General features: G+C 69.0%; 14 protein-coding genes and 1 pseudogene. 7 read left to right on the plus strand and 8 right to left on the minus strand.

Annotation, left to right across the window (positions count from 1 at the left end; genetic code table 11):
• Positions 1-2 precede the first annotated feature (2 nt).
• Entirely contained in the window at positions 3-1,454 is a 1,452-nt protein-coding gene (locus ACIQI8_RS26600) for an NAD-dependent succinate-semialdehyde dehydrogenase (protein WP_402355248.1), read from the plus strand.
• A gap of 31 nt (positions 1,455-1,485) precedes the next feature.
• Here the strand turns inward: ACIQI8_RS26600 and ACIQI8_RS26605 are convergent, their stop codons facing one another.
• Complete coding sequence (locus tag ACIQI8_RS26605; protein WP_402355250.1) at positions 1,486-2,178, minus strand: GntR family transcriptional regulator; 693 nt, start codon at positions 2,176-2,178, stop codon at positions 1,486-1,488.
• On the minus strand, positions 2,175-2,690 hold the full coding sequence (locus tag ACIQI8_RS26610) for a VOC family protein (protein ID WP_402355252.1): 516 nt from the start codon (positions 2,688-2,690) through the stop codon (positions 2,175-2,177). The genes ACIQI8_RS26605 and ACIQI8_RS26610 overlap by 4 nt, the downstream gene beginning before the upstream one ends.
• 141 nt (positions 2,691-2,831) lie before the next feature.
• Between ACIQI8_RS26610 and ACIQI8_RS26615 the strand changes: the two genes are divergently transcribed.
• The 4 genes and pseudogenes from ACIQI8_RS26615 to ACIQI8_RS26630 all read left to right on the plus strand — a co-directional run bounded on the left by ACIQI8_RS26615 (position 2,832) and on the right by ACIQI8_RS26630 (position 7,456).
• Positions 2,832-5,012, plus strand: coding sequence for a thiamine pyrophosphate-dependent enzyme (locus ACIQI8_RS26615; protein WP_402355254.1), 2,181 nt, complete (start codon positions 2,832-2,834; stop codon positions 5,010-5,012).
• Between the two features lies 1 nt (position 5,013).
• Positions 5,014-6,333: a dihydrolipoamide acetyltransferase family protein gene (locus ACIQI8_RS26620; RefSeq protein ID WP_402355256.1), complete on the plus strand. Its 1,320-nt coding sequence runs from the start codon at positions 5,014-5,016 to the stop codon at positions 6,331-6,333.
• A gap of 300 nt (positions 6,334-6,633) precedes the next feature.
• A pseudogene (locus tag ACIQI8_RS26625) lies at positions 6,634-7,131 on the plus strand (aldo/keto reductase); the annotation flags it as partial.
• Positions 7,132-7,207: 76 nt separating this feature from the next.
• Positions 7,208-7,456 (plus strand): aldo/keto reductase, encoded by a 249-nt coding sequence (locus ACIQI8_RS26630; RefSeq protein ID WP_402355258.1) that lies wholly within the window; start codon positions 7,208-7,210, stop codon positions 7,454-7,456.
• A 54-nt stretch (positions 7,457-7,510) separates the two neighbouring features.
• Here ACIQI8_RS26630 and ACIQI8_RS26635 read toward each other — a convergent pair whose 3' ends face one another.
• Positions 7,511-9,025 carry an alpha/beta fold hydrolase gene (locus ACIQI8_RS26635; RefSeq protein ID WP_402355259.1) on the minus strand — a complete coding sequence of 505 codons (1,515 nt, stop codon included), beginning with the start codon at positions 9,023-9,025 and terminating at the stop codon, positions 7,511-7,513.
• A gap of 110 nt (positions 9,026-9,135) precedes the next feature.
• The gene (locus ACIQI8_RS26640) at positions 9,136-9,720 is read right to left on the minus strand and encodes a TetR/AcrR family transcriptional regulator (RefSeq protein ID WP_402355261.1); all 585 of its coding nucleotides are present in this window, start codon (positions 9,718-9,720) and stop codon (positions 9,136-9,138) included.
• Between the two features lie 156 nt (positions 9,721-9,876).
• Here ACIQI8_RS26640 and ACIQI8_RS26645 point away from each other — a divergent pair, with 156 nt between their 5' ends.
• The gene (locus ACIQI8_RS26645) at positions 9,877-11,355 is read left to right on the plus strand and encodes an MFS transporter (protein ID WP_402355263.1); all 1,479 of its coding nucleotides are present in this window, start codon (positions 9,877-9,879) and stop codon (positions 11,353-11,355) included.
• A 106-nt stretch (positions 11,356-11,461) separates the two neighbouring features.
• The gene (locus ACIQI8_RS26650; RefSeq protein ID WP_402355265.1) at positions 11,462-11,908 is read left to right on the plus strand and encodes a DUF6086 family protein; all 447 of its coding nucleotides are present in this window, start codon (positions 11,462-11,464) and stop codon (positions 11,906-11,908) included.
• Between the two features lie 100 nt (positions 11,909-12,008).
• Here the strand turns inward: ACIQI8_RS26650 and ACIQI8_RS26655 are convergent, their stop codons facing one another.
• The 4 genes from ACIQI8_RS26655 to ACIQI8_RS26670 all read right to left on the minus strand — a co-directional run bounded on the left by ACIQI8_RS26655 (position 12,009) and on the right by ACIQI8_RS26670 (position 16,543).
• Positions 12,009-13,805 (minus strand): CocE/NonD family hydrolase, encoded by a 1,797-nt coding sequence (locus ACIQI8_RS26655; RefSeq protein WP_402355266.1) that lies wholly within the window; start codon positions 13,803-13,805, stop codon positions 12,009-12,011.
• 374 nt (positions 13,806-14,179) lie between these two features.
• Positions 14,180-15,022, minus strand: coding sequence for a PaaX family transcriptional regulator C-terminal domain-containing protein (locus tag ACIQI8_RS26660; protein ID WP_402355268.1), 843 nt, complete (start codon positions 15,020-15,022; stop codon positions 14,180-14,182).
• A 156-nt stretch (positions 15,023-15,178) separates the two neighbouring features.
• On the minus strand, positions 15,179-16,066 hold the full coding sequence (locus tag ACIQI8_RS26665) for a fumarylacetoacetate hydrolase family protein (protein WP_402355270.1): 888 nt from the start codon (positions 16,064-16,066) through the stop codon (positions 15,179-15,181).
• Between the two features lie 57 nt (positions 16,067-16,123).
• A complete protein-coding gene (locus tag ACIQI8_RS26670; RefSeq protein ID WP_402355272.1) occupies positions 16,124-16,543 on the minus strand; it encodes a RidA family protein in 420 nt (139 codons plus the stop codon).
• Between the last annotated feature and the right edge of the window lie 102 nt (positions 16,544-16,645).

Below are 16,645 nucleotides of genomic sequence, written 5' to 3' on the forward strand. Positions count from 1 at the left end.
CGATGGTTGGCACATCACACACCGCCTACGCCACCGACCTCTATATCGAGGGGAGTTGGCGTCCGGCCCTGAACGGCGGCCGGTTCGACGTGGCCGACCCCGCATCGGGACGGGTCTTCGGTTCCGTGGCCGACGGGACGGTGACCGACGCCCTGGCCGCGGTCGACGCGGCGGACCGGGCCGCACGGGACTGGGCGGCCACGAGCCCGCGCGAACGCTCCGAGATCCTGCGCCGCAGCTGGGAGTTGATGACCGCCAGGTCCGAGGAACTCGCCCACCTGGTGACCCTGGAGAACGGCAAGGCGCTGCCGGACGCGCGCGCCGAGATCAGTTACGCGGCGGAGTTCTTCCGCTGGTACGCGGAGGAAGCGGTACGGGTCTACGGCACCGTGCTGACCGCGCCCTCGGGCTCCCACCGCATCCTGGTGGTCCCGCAGCCCGTGGGCATCGCCCTTCTCGTCACACCGTGGAACTTCCCCGCGGCCATGGCCACCCGCAAGATCGGTCCGGCGCTCGCGGCGGGCTGCACCGTGGTCCTCAAGCCGGCCAGTGACACGCCGATCACCGCGTTGGTGCTGGCCGGCATCCTCGAAGAGGCGGGCGTTCCGGCGGGAGTGGTGAATGTCGTACCCTCACGCCGTTCGGCCGATGTGGTCTCCGCCGTGCTCCATGATCCACGGGTGCGCAAGCTGTCCTTCACCGGGAGCACCGAAGTGGGCAGGCTGCTGCTCGCGGAGGCCGCCGACCAAGTGGTGAACTGTTCCATGGAGTTGGGCGGCAACGCGCCCTTCGTGGTGTTCGCCGACGCCGACCTCGACGCGGCCGTCGACGGGGCCATGGTGGCGAAGATGCGCAACGGCGGCGAGGCCTGCACGGCGGCCAACCGGTTCTTTGTCGAAGCCTCCGTGGCCGAGGAGTTCGGCAAGCGGCTCGCGGCGCGCTTCGACGCGCTGACGGTCGGTCCAGGACTGGACCCCGAGACCCAGGTGGGGCCCCTGGTGAACGAGGACACCGTCGCAAAGGTCGACGAACTGGTCCGTACGGCGGTGGCGGCCGGAGCACGGACCCTGGCCGGCGGCCGGCGGCCGGAGCGGGAGGGCTTCTACTACGAGCCGACGGTCCTGCTCGACGTTCCGCAGGGCGCGACGATCCTGCGCGAGGAGATATTCGGCCCGGTCGCCCCGCTGGTCACGTTCCAGGACGAGGACGAGGCCGTCCGCCTGGCCAACGACACCGAGTTCGGCCTCGTCTCCTACGTGTACACCGGCGACCTCGCGCGCGGCCTGCGCGTGTCCGAGGCCATGGAATCCGGCATGGTGGGCCTCAATCGCCCGCTGGTGAGCGACCCCGCGGCCCCCTTCGGTGGGACGAAGCAGAGCGGCATCGGCCGCGAAGGCGGTCACGAGGGGGTGCTGGACTACACGGAGCAGAAGTACATCGCGGTCGGCTGGTGACCACTCCCGCTCCGGCACCGGTCGCGCGGGATCACGGCGACGGGGTCCGGAAGATCTCGGGATGGTTGCCGAGGTCGATCCGGGTCCGCCGGATGTGGCTGCTGAGGAAGCGTTCGGCGGCGACCTCGTCGCCGCGTTCGACCGCGTCCAGGATCAGCCGGTGTTCCGCGTTGATGACCCACATGCGGCCGGGCCCGTTGAGCGACACGAACGCCCGGCGGTAGTGCTGGGTGGAGTTCCACAGTCGGGTGACGGCGGTCGTCAGCTGCGGGACCGTGCAGCCGGCGTACGAGCCCAGATGGAACTCCCGGTCCAGGTCGAGGAACTCGTCGACGTCGACCGTGTTCTCGATAAGGCTCTGGACGGCTGCCAGACGCTCGATCTCGGCCTCGCCCAGCCGCGGGATGCTCTGTGCGAGGACGAGCGGTTCGAGCCGCTCGCGCATCTGGTAGACCACATCGACCTCGTGGGCGGTCAGCCGGACGACGCGAGCCCCTCGATTGGCTTCGTGCTCGGTCAGGCCCTCTGCCTCAAGGATGCGCAGTGCCTCACGGACCGGCAGTCTGCTCGCGCCCAGGCGCGCGGCCACCTCTTCCTGGCGGATCCGCTCGCCGGGCGCGATGGCGCCACTGAGGATGGCTTTCCTGAGATGGGCGGCCACTTGGATGCCGGCACCGGCCGTCGGTGCCGCCGTGGAGTCGTCGGGTGACGCGCTCGGCTTCATGTGCCGCTCGGCCTTTCGTCGTATGCGGCGGCCCGGTCGAAGGCTTTGCCGCCGGGGTAGGAGACCAGCTCGAACTGCATGCCCCAGGGGGCGAGGAAGTAGATCCAGCGGTTTCCCTCGGCGGGTCCCCTGCTGGCGGTGGGGCCGGCGAGCACATGGACCCCGTGCTCGCGCAGGTAGGCGACGGCCTCGTCCAGGTCGTCCACGTACAGCGCGATGTGGTGACCGCCGATGTCGCTGTTCTTCGGCTGGTCCGTCACCTGCCGAGGGGCGGTGTAGTCGAAGACCTCGAACACGGCCTGGCCGCCGCAGCGGAAGAAGCGGTTCTCCCGCATCTCCGCCCGCGGATCGACGTTGAGATGGTCGCGCATCCAGTCGTCCTCGGCGGCGAACGGGCCCAGCGAGTAGAGGTACTCGCACCCGAGCACGTCGACGAGGAAGCGCGTGGCCTCCTCGAGGTCCGGCACCGTGAACCCGATGTGGTCCAGCCGCCTCATCCCCGGTATGCCCATATTGGATCCCATCCTTGGGAGACCGAAGCTTGGTCTCGGCCGAATGTCAGTAAATCAGTGAATGGCTCTCATGTGACCCCTAGCCATTGGATCCAATCATGTGGCAGCCTGCCACTGCAATCGATTGAGGAGGTGGGCTCTGTGACGGAGCACCGCACACTTGAGGCCGCGTCGCCCTGGGTCGAGATCATCACCACGGAGGACGACTGGGACGCGGCACCGCCGGCGCTGCTGCGGACGATGCTCGGCCAGCTGACGCTCATCCGCGCCTTCGAGGAGTACGTCCTCGAACTGGCCGGTGCGGGACTGGTCCATGGCCCGGCACACTCCAGCATCGGCCAGGAGGGCGGGGCGGTCGGATCGGTGCTGGCTCTCACCTCCGCCGATTCCGTCAACGGTTCGCACCGCGGCCACCACCAGTTCCTCGCGAAGGCCCTCCATCACGCGACGCCCAAAGGGCTGGATCCGCAGGAGGCGTACTCCCCGGAGGTCCGGGACATCGTGCTGCGTACGCTGGCGGAGATCTGTGGCCTCGACCGGGGCTGGAGCCACGGGCGGGGCGGCTCCATGCACCTGCAGTGGCACGAGGCCGGAGCGGTGGGAACGAACGCCATCGTCGGTGGTGGGGTTCCGCTGGCCGCCGGCTATGCCTGGGCGGCACGGCAGGCCGGCACCGACGACGTGGCGGTGACCTACTTCGGCGACGGTGCGATCAACATCGGCTCCACCCTGGAGACGTTCAACCTCGCCTCGGCCTGGCGGCTCCCGCTCTGCTTCTTCATCGAGAACAACCTGTACGCGGTCTCCACGAACGTCGCCGAGGCCACCGGCGAGCCGAGGCTCTCGGCCCGCGGGCTCGGATTCGCCATCCCCAGCTGGAAGGTCGACGGGATGAATCCGCTCGCCGTCCATCTGGCCATGCGCGAGGCCGTCGCCCACATGAGGGCCGGGAGAGGGCCGACGATGATCGAGGCCGACACCTACCGCTACTTCCACCAGAACGGCGGCTTCCCCGGCTCGGCCTTCGGCTACCGCTCGAAGGAGGAGGAGCGGCAGTGGCGCGCCCGCGACCCTCTGGAACAGGTCGCCGGTCACCTCGTCCGACGCGGCATCATGCCGCCGCAGGACATCGCCGCAGTCACCGAGCGGGCGGCCCGTCTGATGGCGGAGACCGGGGACGCCCTTCTGGAGCCCCTTCCCGGCGGCAAACAGGGGCAGCGCCGGATCCGCCCTGCCGAATGGCCCGACACGGCGTTCGCGGACGTCGGGGTCCGGGGCGACCTGAGCGAGTTCGAGGGTGCCCGTTTCGCGGAACCCGACTCCTACGAGGGTGAACTGGGCGAGCAGCGGCTCGTCGAGGCCGTGGCCGCCGTCCTCGGACGCCGGATGGAGACCGACCCGTCCGTGGTGGTCCTGGGCGAGGACGTCCACCGGCTCAACGGCGGAACCAACGGCGCCACCCGAGGGCTCAAGGAACGCTTCCCGGACCGCGTCCTCGGGACGCCCATCAGCGAGAACGCCTTCACGGGACTGGGCGGCGGCATCGCGTTGGACGGCCGGTACCGGCCAATCGTCGAGTTCATGTACGCGGACTTCATGTGGGTCGCGGCCGACCAGCTGTTCAACCAGATCGGCAAGGCCCGCCACATGTTCGGCGGCGGCGGGGACGTCCCGTTCGTCCTGCGCAGCAAGGTGGCGATGGGCACCGGATACGGCTCGCAGCACTCCATGGACCCGGCGGGAGTGTTCGCCACCGCTCCGGGCTGGCGGATCGTCGCGCCGACCACACCCTTCGACTACGTGGGGCTGATGAACAGCGCCCTGCGCTGCAAGGACCCCGTGGTCGTCCTGGAGCACGTCGACCTCTACAACGCCTCGGGACCCGGACCCGTCGACGACCTCGACTACTGTCTGCCGGTCGGCAAGGCAGCGCTGCGGCGCACCGGCGCCGACGTCACGGTGATCTCGTATCTGGCGATGGTCGGTTACGTGCTCGAAGCGGTGGACCGCCTGCCTTCGGTGGACGCCGAGGTCATCGATCTGCGCTGGCTCGACCGAGCCAGCATCGACTGGGACACCATCGGCGCCAGCGTGCGGAAGACGGGCCGGGTGCTGATCGCGGAGCAGGGCCCGCCCGGCACCTCGTACGGCTCCTGGCTCGCCGACGAGATACAGCGCAGGTACTTCGACTGGCTGGACCACCCGGTGGAACGGGTGACCGGGGGAGAGGCCTCTCCCAGCATCAGCAAGGTGCTGGAACGAGCCGCGATCGCCCAGGCGGACGAGGTCGTCGCCAAGCTGCGTGAGATGACGGAGTTCTGACATGGCCCATCTGCTGCGGATGCCCGAAGTCGCCGCGAACGTCACCGTGGCCGTTCTGCACGAGTGGTTCGTCGCCGAAGGGGACAGCTTCGCGGCCTTCGATCCGATCGTCTCGGTCGAGACCGACAAGGCACTCGTCGACGTCGAGGCCGAAACCCCGGGCGTCGTCCTGCGCTTGGTCGTGCCGGCCGGATCCCAGGTCGACGTGGGCGCCCCCATCGCCCTGATGGGCAGCGCCGACGAACAGGCGGGCGACATCGACGCGTTGCTCGCGGAGTTGGGCGCGGGTACGACATCCGCCTCCCCGGCGTCGGAGCGCCGGACCGTTGCGGAGCCGGCTGCCACGATTCTGCCGGCGGCCGCCACGAGTCCGCTCTCGCCCGCAGCGGACCAGCCCGCGTCCTCAACGGCTGTGCACGGTGAACGGATCTTCTCCAGCCCACTGGCCCGGCGGGTCGCCCGGGAGGCGGGCCTCGCACTCGACCGGATCAACGGAACGGGACCGCACGGCCGTATCACCCGCCGTGATGTCGACGCCGCCCTGGCCGACGAGCGGGCGCGGAACGAAGACGCGCCGGACGGTGAAAGCGAGGACCCCGCACCGACTCCGATGGACCTACGTTCCCAGCCGCGCGTGGCCGCCGGCCACACCGATGCCCCACACGACCGGATGCGGCGGGCGATCGCCTCCCGCCTCACCCGGAGCAAGCAGGAGGTACCGCATTTCTACCTCCGGGCCACCGTGCGGGTCGACCGGCTGCTGGCACTGCGACAGAAGCTCAACGCGTCGGGCGACCTGAGGATCTCCGTCAACGACATGGTGGTCAAGGCGGTGGCCTGCGCCCACAGCCAGGTACCCGCGATGAACGTGGTGTGGCTGCCGGATGCCCTGCGGCGGTTCGACCAGGTCGACGTGTCCGTCGCCGTCACCACCGAGCGGGGCCTGGTCACCCCGGTACTGCGCGGGGTCGACGGCATGACGGTCTCCACAGTGGCCAAGACCGTCCGTGACTACGTGGAACGGGCCCGAGCGGGCCGGCTGCGCCAGGACGAACTCGAAGGAGGATCCGTGACGGTCTCCAATCTCGGCATGTACGGCACGGAGGACTTCACCGCGATCATCAACCCTCCGCAGGCAGCCATCCTCGCTGTCGGTGCGGCGCGCGAGGAGCCGGTCGCACACAAGGGCAAGGTCGCGGTGCGCAACACGATGCGCGTGACCCTGTCGGTGGATCACCGGGCGGTGGACGGCGCGTTGGCGGCCGAGTGGTTGCGCGCGTTCGTGGGGGTCGTGGAGGACCCGATCCGTCTGCTCGCTTGAGGGTCCTCGACGGTGCATCGGTCCGTCCCTTCCATGACGGAAGTGTGGGAGTGCTCTGCCGAGCGATATGGAACTTCGGCCGCGGTACGGGGGTCTGGCTAGGAGCGCAGGGCTGGGCTGCACCACAGTGGTGCCTCGTCTCGCCGCCGCGGTTCCGCCCGAGTCGTGGCGGCGATCGACCCTTTGTTCGCGTAAGGAACGCTCCTGATGACCAACCCCCTGCCCGGCGGCGAGCTGCGGCTGTCCGATGATCTGTCGGTGACGCGAGTCGGCTTCGGCGCGCTCCAGTTGGCCGGGCCCATGGCCTTCGGGCCGGGGGACGACCGTGAGGAAGCGTTCGCGGTGCTGCGCGCGGTGGTCGAGGCGGGAATCACCCACCTGGATGCCAGTGACCACTACGGACCCTTGGTCAACCCTCATCTGGTCAACAACCTGATCCGTGAGGCACTGCACCCCTGTCCCGGGCACCTGCACATCGCCACCAAGGTCGGTGACCTCCGCACCCCGGACTCCAGTTGGCCCACCGCGCTGTCACGAGAGGAACTGGTGCAGGCGGTTCACGACAACCTGTACTACCTCGGCCTTCAGACGCTGGACCTGGTGTACCTGCGCATGACCCACTCCCTGGAGGCCGCCGACGTCATCGAGCCGTTCACCGTGCTGTCCGAGCTGCGCGACCAGGGTCTGATCCGCAACCTGGGGCTGAGCAACGCCGGCGCCGACCAGGTCAGGACCGCCCAGCACATCGCACCGGTGGCAGCGGTCCAGAACCACTACAACATCGCCTTCCGCCAGGACGATTCGCTGGTCGACTGGTGCGCCGAGCAGGGCATCGCGTTCGTCCCGTTTCAGGCCGCTGGGCGGCTTCCGCCCGTTGCGGTCCAAGGTCCTGGAGCAGGTCGCCGCCGACCTGGGAGCCACCGTCCGCACGACAGCCCTGGCCTGGCTGCTGCATCGCTCCCCGACGATGCTGCTGATCCCCGGCACGTCCTCGCGTGCCCATCTCGCCGAGAACATCGCCGCGGCGGATCTGCGTCTGCCCGAGGAGGTGCTCGGAGCGCTGGACGCGGTCGCGGACACCGCTCACATGTCTCCTTCGTCCAGCTCGTTCACCGGCTGGTAGGGAGCGGCCTGCGCGGTGTGCGGGCCGTGGCATCGGCCACGGCCCGCAGGTCGGTCAGCCGGTGGGGCTCGGAAGGGGTGAGGCCGCGCACTCCAGGTCGGCGTGCCGGCCGGGCGTGCGTGCGGGCAGGGCGCCGGTGGTGAGGTACGCGGTGATCGCCGCGTCCACACAGGAGTTGGTGCCGGGTGTCCCGCCGTTGGTGGTGCCGCCCGGGACACTGACGAGCGCCGAGTGCGGGAAGCGTGCGCGTACTTCGAGGCTGCCCTCGAACGGTGTGGCCGCGTCAAGGGTCTCCCCGACCAGCAGTGCGCTGCCGACCGCCTTACCGGTGACACGAACCGGCGTGCCGGCGGGAGCGCCCCAGGTGCGGCAGGGAGCGTTGAACCACGTGTTGCCCCATGTCGTGTTCGGTGCCACGGCGGCGGACGCCTCCGTGTCGGTCCTCCAGATCGCGAAGTCCGTGGGCCAGGGAGCGTCCGTGCACACCTCGGCGAGCAGGGCGGCATAGGTGTTGTCGTTGCCGAACTGCATGAGCTGGTCGAACAGGGCCTTCAGTGTCGCGCCGTCGCCCTGGTGCACCCACCCGGAGAACGCGCTGCCCAGAAGCGGCCAACTCGCCTGGAAGTAAGGGGCCACCAGGAAGATGTCGGCCCATTCGTCGGGACCTATCACTCCGGCGGCGGGCGTCCGGGAGACCGAGGCCAGCTGGGTGTCCCATTCCTGCGTCACCGCCTGGCGGGTCGCACCGAGGTGGTAGACGTCGTCGTGTGCGGCGAGCCAGTCGAACCAGAGGAGGGTGTTGTCCTCCAACTGGGCGTTCTGGTCGAAGTTCGCCGCGTCGTACCAGACGCGGCGGGGGTCGACGTTGCTGTCGAGGACCATCCGTCGGACGCGCTGCGGATGGAGCGTGGCATAGACCTGGGCGATGTACGTGCCGTAGGAGTGGGCGTAGAGGTTGAGCTGCTCGGCACCGAGCGCGGTGCGGATGGCCTCCATGTCCGCCGCCGTGTCGGTCGCCTTCATGTGGTCGAGCAGCGCCGACTGTTCCGGCGTGTCGCAGGCTCGGGCATAGCCGTCGGTCCGCGCGAGCCAAGCCTGTTCCTCGGCGTCTGTCGCGGGTTCGTAGGCCGGTCGGTCGTAGGAGAAGTACCCGCTCTCGCACGACAGGGCCGGCACGCTCGGGGCGAGGCCTCGGCGGGCGAAACCGACCCAGTCGTACGCGCCCGCGGCGGTCGCGGGCAGCCGCGTGCTCTGGAGCGGATCGCTGTAGCCCGACCCGCCGAGCGGATTGGGGGCGGCCAGTACGACTCCCTGGTAACGGTCCGCGGGTACGGTGTGCCGGATCCTGGACAGCGCCAGGGTGATCTTCGTTCCGGTCGGATGTGCGTAGTCCAGGGGCACTTGGAGCTCGGCGCACTCGGCGCCCGCCTGGACGAGGGCGGGGTCCGTGCAGTCCGTCCAGGCGACAGGGGCCGAGGGAGGTGCGGGGGCCGCGTACGACGGGGCTGCCGCCGGAAGGGGCAGCAGAAGGAAGGCGCCCGTGATGGCGCCGACCAGGGACCGTCTCATGTGACTGTCTCCATGCTGTGGGGGTTCAGAGCTACCGGGCACACAACTCTCTTCACCACCACGGGAGTTCCCGTCAGCTGCAGTTGAGCGGCAACGCTTCCCAGGGAGACCTATGAAGTGGTGTCGGGCGCGATGCCGTGCATGATCAGGTCGGTGAGGACGTCGACGGCCATGGGCCCGTTGTCCGGTGAGGTGCGGAGCTGCGCGTAGCAGAAGGACTCGAGCATGCACACGACCGCCTGCGCGGTCATCGTGGTGTCCTCGCGCGGGCCGCGCATCTGCTCGATGTGGTCGGCCCACATCGCCACGTGGTGACTCCGCAGGTTCTCCCAGGTGCGGGCGAATTCCTCGTCGGCCTGGGCGGCCTGGAAGATGCCCGTCATCTCGGCGAGGTGCAGGCGGCTGTTCTCCCAGTACGCCTCCACATGTGCCCGGACGTCGTCACGCGTGGCGAAGCGGTGGTCGGGGCCGAGGGTTCCGTGTGCGTGGTCGCGGTGTGAGGCGAGGAAGTCCTCCGCCAGCGACCGCATCAGGTCGTCCTTGTCGGTGAAGTACCGGTAGAAGGATCCCGCCGCCTTGCCGGCCTCCTTGGTGATGTCGGTGATCTTCGTCTGCGCGTACCCCTGGCGGAGGATGAGCCGTCTCGCCGCCGCCTTCAACTCGGCCTCCGTGCGCTGCGACTTGGCGGTCTGCACCGTGTTCACTCCCTGAAGTCCTGCGGGTGGTCCCGTGTCCAGTTTGACAGATCGACGACCAGGAGTGAAACTGAATTCAGATTCACTTCTACTTCCTCCTCCATTTCTGCTTCTGCCTCCACTCGACCTGTCACCGCATACGGGAGATCCGAGACCATGCCCCTCATCGACTCGTCGGATGCTCCGGTCACTCCGGTCCGGGGCGCCGGCCCTGCCACGCCCTCGCGTCCGTGGTGGGCCGTGGCCGTCATCGCACTGGCGCAGCTCATGGTCGTACTCGACTCGACGATCATGAATATCGCGCTGCCGTCCGCCCAGCGGGCGCTCGACTTCTCGGACGGCCAGCGCCAGTGGGTCGTCACCGCTTATGCGCTGGCCTTCGGCAGCCTGCTCCTCCTGGGCGGCCGGCTTGCCGACCTCTTCGGCCGGCGGCGGATGTTCGTCACCGGGATCGTCGGGTTCGCCCTGGCCTCCGCGCTCGGCGGGGCGGCGCCCGGCTTCGCCTCGCTCGTCACCGCCCGAGCCCTGCAGGGCCTCTTCGCCGCGCTCCTCGCACCGGCCGCGCTGTCCCTGCTCACCACGACCTTCACGCAATCCAGGGAGCGCGCGAAGGCATTCGGCATCTACGGAGCCGTGGCCGGTTCGGGCGGCGGTATCGGGCTGCTGCTGGGAGGTGTACTCACCGGATATCTGTCGTGGCGATGGACGATGTACGTCAATGTGGCCATCGCCGGTGTGGCCCTCGTCGGCGCGCTCCTGTTGCTGCCGCGTTCGACGCGTACGAGCAGGCCGAGCTTCGACCTGCCGGGCACGCTCCTGGCCTCGTCGGGTCTCTTCGCGGTCGTCTACGGTTTGTCCGACGCGGAGACGTACGGGTGGACCTCACCCAGGTGCTGGGCCCTGCTGGTCGGCGGCCTCGTCCTGTTGGCCGCCTTCACCTGGTGGCAGGGGAGGGCCGCACAGCCCCTGCTGCCCCTGCGGGTTCTCCGTGACCGGCTCCGTGGTGGTGCTTTCGCGTCCATCCTGCTCGTGGGCGCGGGGATGTTCGCGATCTTCCTGTTCCTGACGTACTTCCTTCAGGACATCCAAGGCTATTCACCGGTGCGAACCGGATTCGCCCTGCTGCCCATGACCTTGGGCATCATGACGGCCGGGCAGATCTCCACGATCAAGCTGGTGCCGAAGCTGGGTCCCCGAGTCGTCCTCACCGCAGGGTTCGTCGTGGCGGCACTCGCCATGGTGTGGCTCACTCGCATCGGCCTGACCACGAACTACGCCACCGAGGTGCTGCCGCCGCTTGTCCTGGCCGGGCTGGGACTGGGTTGCGTCCTGCCGCCGGCCATGAGCTTGGGTACCTACGGTGTGGCAGCGCCGGACGCCGGAGTGGCTTCGGCGACCGTCAACACCATGCAGCAGATCGGTGGTTCGATCGGCACGGCGCTTCTCAACACGATCGCGGCAACCGCGACGGCGACTTTCCTCGCGACGCACAACACCGCCGATCGCACCGTGGATGCGCGAGCATCCATCCACGGCTACGTCACCGCGTACTGGTGGGCCGCGGGAATCTTCGCGCTCGGCGCGGTGACGGCGGCGGTGCTGTTGCCGCGGCGTCGGACCGGTGACCGATCGTAAGTCGCCGCCGCTGTATGGCTGTTGGGGAAGGCCGAACTCGGATGCCTGCCGACCACCCGATGATCTACCGTCTGTCTGTCAGGGCGGTTGAACGGGGGGAGCGATGATGAGCAAGTACTTCGACATGGGTGACGAGACCCTGTGGAATCCGTCGAACGGCGCCGGACGCCTCTTCCTGAAGCAGACCGAGGTCTTCGAGGCGGAGCTCGAGACTCCCTCGGGAATCGGTCCGGGCAAGCACTGGGGCGACCCGGACACCCTTGCGGTCGACCAGGCCGCGTACGCCGAGTTCGTACGCGCCCTGGTCGCCTGGCACTGCCGAACGAGCCACACCGTGATCCTCGCCCTCTCCGAGGGCTTCGTGGCGACAGCGCTCGCGCTGGCGCGACGGGCGGGCATCGAGGTCCCGATGCCCGAGCCGGTCTCCGGCGATGTGAGCGGCGGCGTCCGCTACGACATCCAGGCCCCCGGCAATCCTCTGGGCACGACGGCCGCCGTGGTCGAAGCGCTGGAGACAAGGGCGCGGGAGATGGACCGCTGGATGGCCCGCTGATCTGCATGGGGACTCCGACCAACTCGCCCTCGACCTGCAGACGTTCGGCGATCGGCCCCCCTCAAAGCAGCAGCCTCGGAGGCCGGGTTGGCCATTCGGTTCAGGACGACGGTCCCCAATTGTCGTCGCTCGGAGTCGCGTTGTTCGGTGACGTCAATGGCAGGTTGATGAACGAGGGCGCCTCCGGGGAGCGCTCGATCGTGTAGAGGCCGCCTGTCAGGTCGGTGAGTTGTTGGGGGGTGGGGGCGACCTGGAGGTGGTAGTTGGCGGGGGGCTGGCTGTTGATGGTGAGTTGGATGCTGTAGCCGGCCGGGATCTTTTCGAAGCGTGACAGGAGGGAGATGTCGTACCTGGTCGTCCGGCCGGGGATCACTGGTTGCTGCGAGGCCTGGGTGAAGGGGTGGCTGGGCTTGAGGAGTGTCTTGTTCTTGCCGTACAGGCTTTCCTCGGCGTCCGTGGCGCGTTGACTGCCCAGGAGGATTCCGTCGGCTTGTTTGGTCACCGTTCCGTCCGGCGCGACGACGTTGAGTGTGGCCGTCAACTCGGTCTCCACCGTTGTCGACTTGGCGTAGAGGGTGACGTCGGTCGGTCCGTCGAGCAGTGCCGCCTTGGTGAGCGGAGCCGTTGTGTAGGTGAGGGTGTTGGCCGTGGTCGCCGCGGCCCAGGAGAGGCTGTCGCTGCCTTTCGTTCCCGGCTTGGTGGCCGTCAGTGATCCGCTGCCGAGGTAGTAGGTCCGGGCGTCCAGTGACAGCGGCCACGCGCCGCTGTCGACCCAGGTGTCCGCGCCGTTCTCGAACAGATGAAGGGGAGTCGAGGTGGCCGCCATGCCGGTGGGCGCGTTCTTGAGCCAGGTGTCGAACCACTCCAGGCGAATGGCCTGCAGCGACTCCTCGTTGACGTGTTCACCATGGGTCCAGGGCCCCACGATCGCCTGGTACCGGCCGGTGACGGGTTCGCCCGGCGTGATGGGTGTCGTCAACGGCCGGTGGTAGTAGGCGTTCTGGCTCGCCACGTAGGCGTCGAGGTTCCCGCCCGGGAAAATGTCGTTCCATCCGGCCTCGCTGAGCGCGGGGATGTCGTTCTTCACGATCTGCGGGATGAGTTGTTTCTGGACGCTCCGCGCCTGCCAGTACGCGTCGTTGTACGAGCGTGAGCCGCCCGTCGCCTGCTGGGCGATCGTCACGGCCTGCGGGTCGGTCGCGGGATCGTCCTCGGGACCTCGGGGTTCGGCTCTGGCGATGCCGGCCACGAACGTGGTGGGAATGCCGCCGGAGGCCGTGAGGTCGTTGTAGAAGTCCGAATCGGTGCAGAACGGCGCGATGGCTTTGAGGGCGGAGTTCTTGCCCACGGCCGCCGCGGTGAACCACTGGTTCACCCCGAGGTAGGAGCAACCCTCAAGACCCACCTTGCCGTTGGAGCCCGCCAGACTGTGGGCCGCCCAGTCGACCAGATTGGCCCCGTCGCGGCCTTGGCGGTCACCGAACCAGTCGACCTGCCCGCCGGAGTCACCCGTGCCCCGGACCGCCGAGGCCACGTAGATGTACCCCCGCTGGACGAAGTAGGTTCCGGTGTCGGTGGGGGCGGAGCGCCCCGCGCCGTAGGGATTCTGCGTCAGCAGTACCGGGAACGGGCCCGCCGCTCGCTCGCCGGTGCTCGGGTCGGTCGGATAGACGACGTCCACGGAGATCTTCACGCCGTCGTCCATGGTGACGGTCGTGCGCACGGGCTGGCTCGGGGCGTACGTGGCAGCCGGTGGTTGCCAGGTCGAGGCCGCGGCCGGCGTGCTGGTGGCTGCCGTCTGACCTGCCACTACGAGGATGAGCGCTGCTGAACTGCTGGCCAGTACCGCGATCGGGCGAGTCGCTCTGCTGCGGTGCCCGGTCCTGGATTTCGGCATGCGGGTTCCTTGAGGTCGGTGGTGCTCTCCGTTGTGCGTGGGGAACAAGGCCCTGTTCGGTCGGCTCGGGTGAGGGGTGGTGGTGCGCCGACGACGGCCGCTCGCCAGGATCCTGGACGACCGAATGTTCGGTAGTGTCAGGAGGGTTGTGGGGCACTGTCAAGGGCTTGCGCACGTCGGGAAGTCGGCGTGGATTCAGGTGCTCCGGGGTGACGGTCGGCCTGTGTCAGGAAGTTGTGTCCGAGGGCTTCCCGTGCTGCAGTAACCGGAGGTACGTTCTCCAATTGAGTCGGTTCGCGCCCAGTGGGTCGCCCCGCGCCCAGCTACGTACCGAGAGGAGAACGTCGTGGCCGTAACCGGACCAGGACGTGAACTCAGCTGTACTCGTGGATCACCTTGAGGGCGTGTTCGCGCGCCGGTGCACTCAGGAGGTCGTTCAGTTCGGAGAAGAGGGCGCCCGCGGTCACGCCGTTCCACCCCGGCGGCAGCAGTGACAGCGGCAGGCCCGGGTCGCGGTAGGGCAGTCGCCGCCACTGGGTCAGCATCGGGATGTACGTCCGGAACGCCTCGGGCGGTGTCGTCCCGCCGGCCGCGACCCCTTCGCGGACGGCGTCGTAACGACGTAGGAAGTCGGCGTAGAGCTCGGTGAGTTCGTCCAGGTCCCACCAGGTGCGGACCTTCGACCGCAGGTCCCCGAACGCGAAGTGGTCGCCGGTGAAGATGTCGACGTACGCGGACAGGCCCCGACGCTCCAGGGTCCGCCTGGTCTCCACCGCGAGGTTTCCCGGTGCGACCCATACCCCCGGTGCCGCGGTGCCGAGACCCAGCCGGGTCAGGCTGGTGCGGAGGTCGTGGCGCTTCTCGCGCTCGGACTCGGGCACGGAGAAGACGACCACGAGCCAGCCGTCCTCGACGGCCGCCCGGGCGCGCTCGAAGATCCGGACGTCTCCCTCGGCGAGTGCCGCCAGGGTCGAGTCGGCGAGGGAGTAGCCCGCCGCGCCCTCGTGGGGCCGGCTGCGCAGGACCTCGCGACGCTTCAGGCGCGAGACGGCCGAGCGTACGGCGGGGCCCTCGAACCCGAGGTCCGCCATGAGCCTCACGACCGACGCGACGGAGAGCCAGTTGTGCTCGCCCCGGGCGTACAGGCCGAAGATCGTGGTGATGAGCGGGCCCAGACGAGTGTCACGTCCGCCGGCGGACTGCGGTTCCGCCGTCATGGCGACACGCTCCTCTGTGCTCCCGGCGGGCCTGCAACGGCGGCCGGATCGTCGTTCGGCGGGCAGTTTATCGCCCTGTGGTCGATCGACGTTCCGCCCGTCTCCTCCTGTGCGGGCGCTGACCTCGGCGAACGCCGGCCCGGGTGCGAGGGCCGGTCACGTCAGGCGGGTACGCGTCACCGTGTTGCGCAGCTCGCCGAGGCCGCTGACCCGGGTGACGACGACGTCGCCGGCGCCCAGGAAGATCTGCGGATCGCGCGCGCTGCCGATGCCGCTCGGGGTGCCGGTGAGGATCACGTCTCCCGCGCGCAGGGTCATGCCGAGGCTCAGCTCCGCGATGATCTGGGCGAAGGAGAACGCCATGTCGCCGCTGGAGGCGTTCTGCAGCAGGCGCCCATTGACCTCGCACTGCACCCGCAGCCCCGCCGGGTCGGTGATCTCGTCGGTGGTGGTGAGCCAGGGACCGAGCGGCATCGTGGCGTCGATGCTCTTGCCCTTGAGCCACTGGCCGCCGTGCGCGCGCTGGAGGTCGCGCTGGGACACGTCGTTGGCGACGAGGTAGCCGAAGACGTGCTCCAGCGCCTTCTCCTCGGGGATCGACCTGCCGTCGCGGCCGATGACCAGGGCGATCTCGGCCTCGTAGTCCCACTTGGCGGACAGGTCAGGATCGTAGGAGATGTCGTCGGTGGGGCCGATCACGGTGTCCGGGCCCTTCGTGAAGAAGGTCGGGTGCTCGGGGCGGGTGACGGGGTCCTGGCCCTCGCGCTTGCCCCTGGACTCCTCGAAGTGGTCCCAGTAGTTCCAGCCGGTGCACAGGATGTCGCGGTTGAAGCGGTGCAGCGGCGGCTCCAGGCGGGCGCCGGCGAACGGGATCGTCTCGGCGTGGGCGAGGGCGGCCCGGGCCGTGTCGAGTGCGGACGGTCCGCCGCGGACGATGTCGTCGACCGTGCCCACCGACGGAGGCAGCAGGGCGATGACCTGCGTGGCCTCCTGCACGGCGCCGGTCCGGCGGACGCCGTCGACGGTGAGGGACGCGAGTTTCATGCCGGTGGGCCTTTCGGTTCTCGGGTGCGGCGGTCCGGTGGTGCTGTCGGGCGGCCCCTAGCGGCCCGGCGTCACGAGTCGCTCGTCCGGGATGACCGCCACGCCCACGATCTCGATCATGGCCTCGGGCTGCCACAGGGCCGTGCAGCCGATCCCCGCCATGGCCGGGTAGACGGCTCCGGCGAGCTCGCGCCAGACCTTGCCGATCTCCTTGCCGTGGGCCTGGTAGTCGGGGATGTCCGTCAGGTAGATGGTGATGCTGACCAGGTCCTCCGGCTTGCCGCCCGCCTCGCGGAGCGTGGTGAGCACGTTGCCGAACGCCTGGCGGAACTGCGCGACGATCCCGCCCGACACGATCTTCATGTCCGCGTCGAGCGCGGTCTGTCCGCCCAGGTGGAGCGTGTTTCCCGCGAGGGTCCCGTGCGAGTAGCCGCTGGGGGCGGGGAGCGAGTCCGGGTTCACGGCGACGGGCGTCATGGGGTCTCCAGGTCGAGTCGGGGTGGAAGCGGGTCCACTCGGCGTCTGGTATTGACTTTAATTGACGACAGTGAAAAATACGAGATACCGGCGTCATAGTCT

Origin of the sequence: Streptomyces sp. NPDC092369, from assembly GCF_044755245.1 — a bacterium.
In the GTDB taxonomy this organism is placed as follows: Bacteria; Actinomycetota; Actinomycetes; order Streptomycetales; family Streptomycetaceae; genus Streptomyces.

Excerpts from the sequence above, each read along its gene's own strand:
- ACIQI8_RS26655 (WP_402355266.1), bottom strand. The coding sequence starts at position 13,805 with ATGCCGAAATCCAGGACCGGGCACCGCAGCAGAGCGACTCGCCCGATC.
- ACIQI8_RS26600 (WP_402355248.1), top strand. The coding sequence starts at position 3 with ATGGTTGGCACATCACACACCGCCTACGCCACCGACCTCTATATCGAG.
- ACIQI8_RS26610 (WP_402355252.1), bottom strand. The coding sequence starts at position 2,690 with ATGGGCATACCGGGGATGAGGCGGCTGGACCACATCGGGTTCACGGTG.
- ACIQI8_RS26645 (WP_402355263.1), top strand. The coding sequence starts at position 9,877 with ATGCCCCTCATCGACTCGTCGGATGCTCCGGTCACTCCGGTCCGGGGC.
- ACIQI8_RS26660 (WP_402355268.1), bottom strand. The coding sequence starts at position 15,022 with ATGACGGCGGAACCGCAGTCCGCCGGCGGACGTGACACTCGTCTGGGC.
- ACIQI8_RS26635 (WP_402355259.1), bottom strand. The coding sequence starts at position 9,025 with ATGAGACGGTCCCTGGTCGGCGCCATCACGGGCGCCTTCCTTCTGCTG.
- ACIQI8_RS26620 (WP_402355256.1), top strand. The coding sequence starts at position 5,014 with ATGGCCCATCTGCTGCGGATGCCCGAAGTCGCCGCGAACGTCACCGTG.
- ACIQI8_RS26670 (WP_402355272.1), bottom strand. The coding sequence starts at position 16,543 with ATGACGCCCGTCGCCGTGAACCCGGACTCGCTCCCCGCCCCCAGCGGC.
- ACIQI8_RS26665 (WP_402355270.1), bottom strand. The coding sequence starts at position 16,066 with ATGAAACTCGCGTCCCTCACCGTCGACGGCGTCCGCCGGACCGGCGCC.
- ACIQI8_RS26650 (WP_402355265.1), top strand. The coding sequence starts at position 11,462 with ATGAGCAAGTACTTCGACATGGGTGACGAGACCCTGTGGAATCCGTCG.
- ACIQI8_RS26605 (WP_402355250.1), bottom strand. The coding sequence starts at position 2,178 with ATGAAGCCGAGCGCGTCACCCGACGACTCCACGGCGGCACCGACGGCC.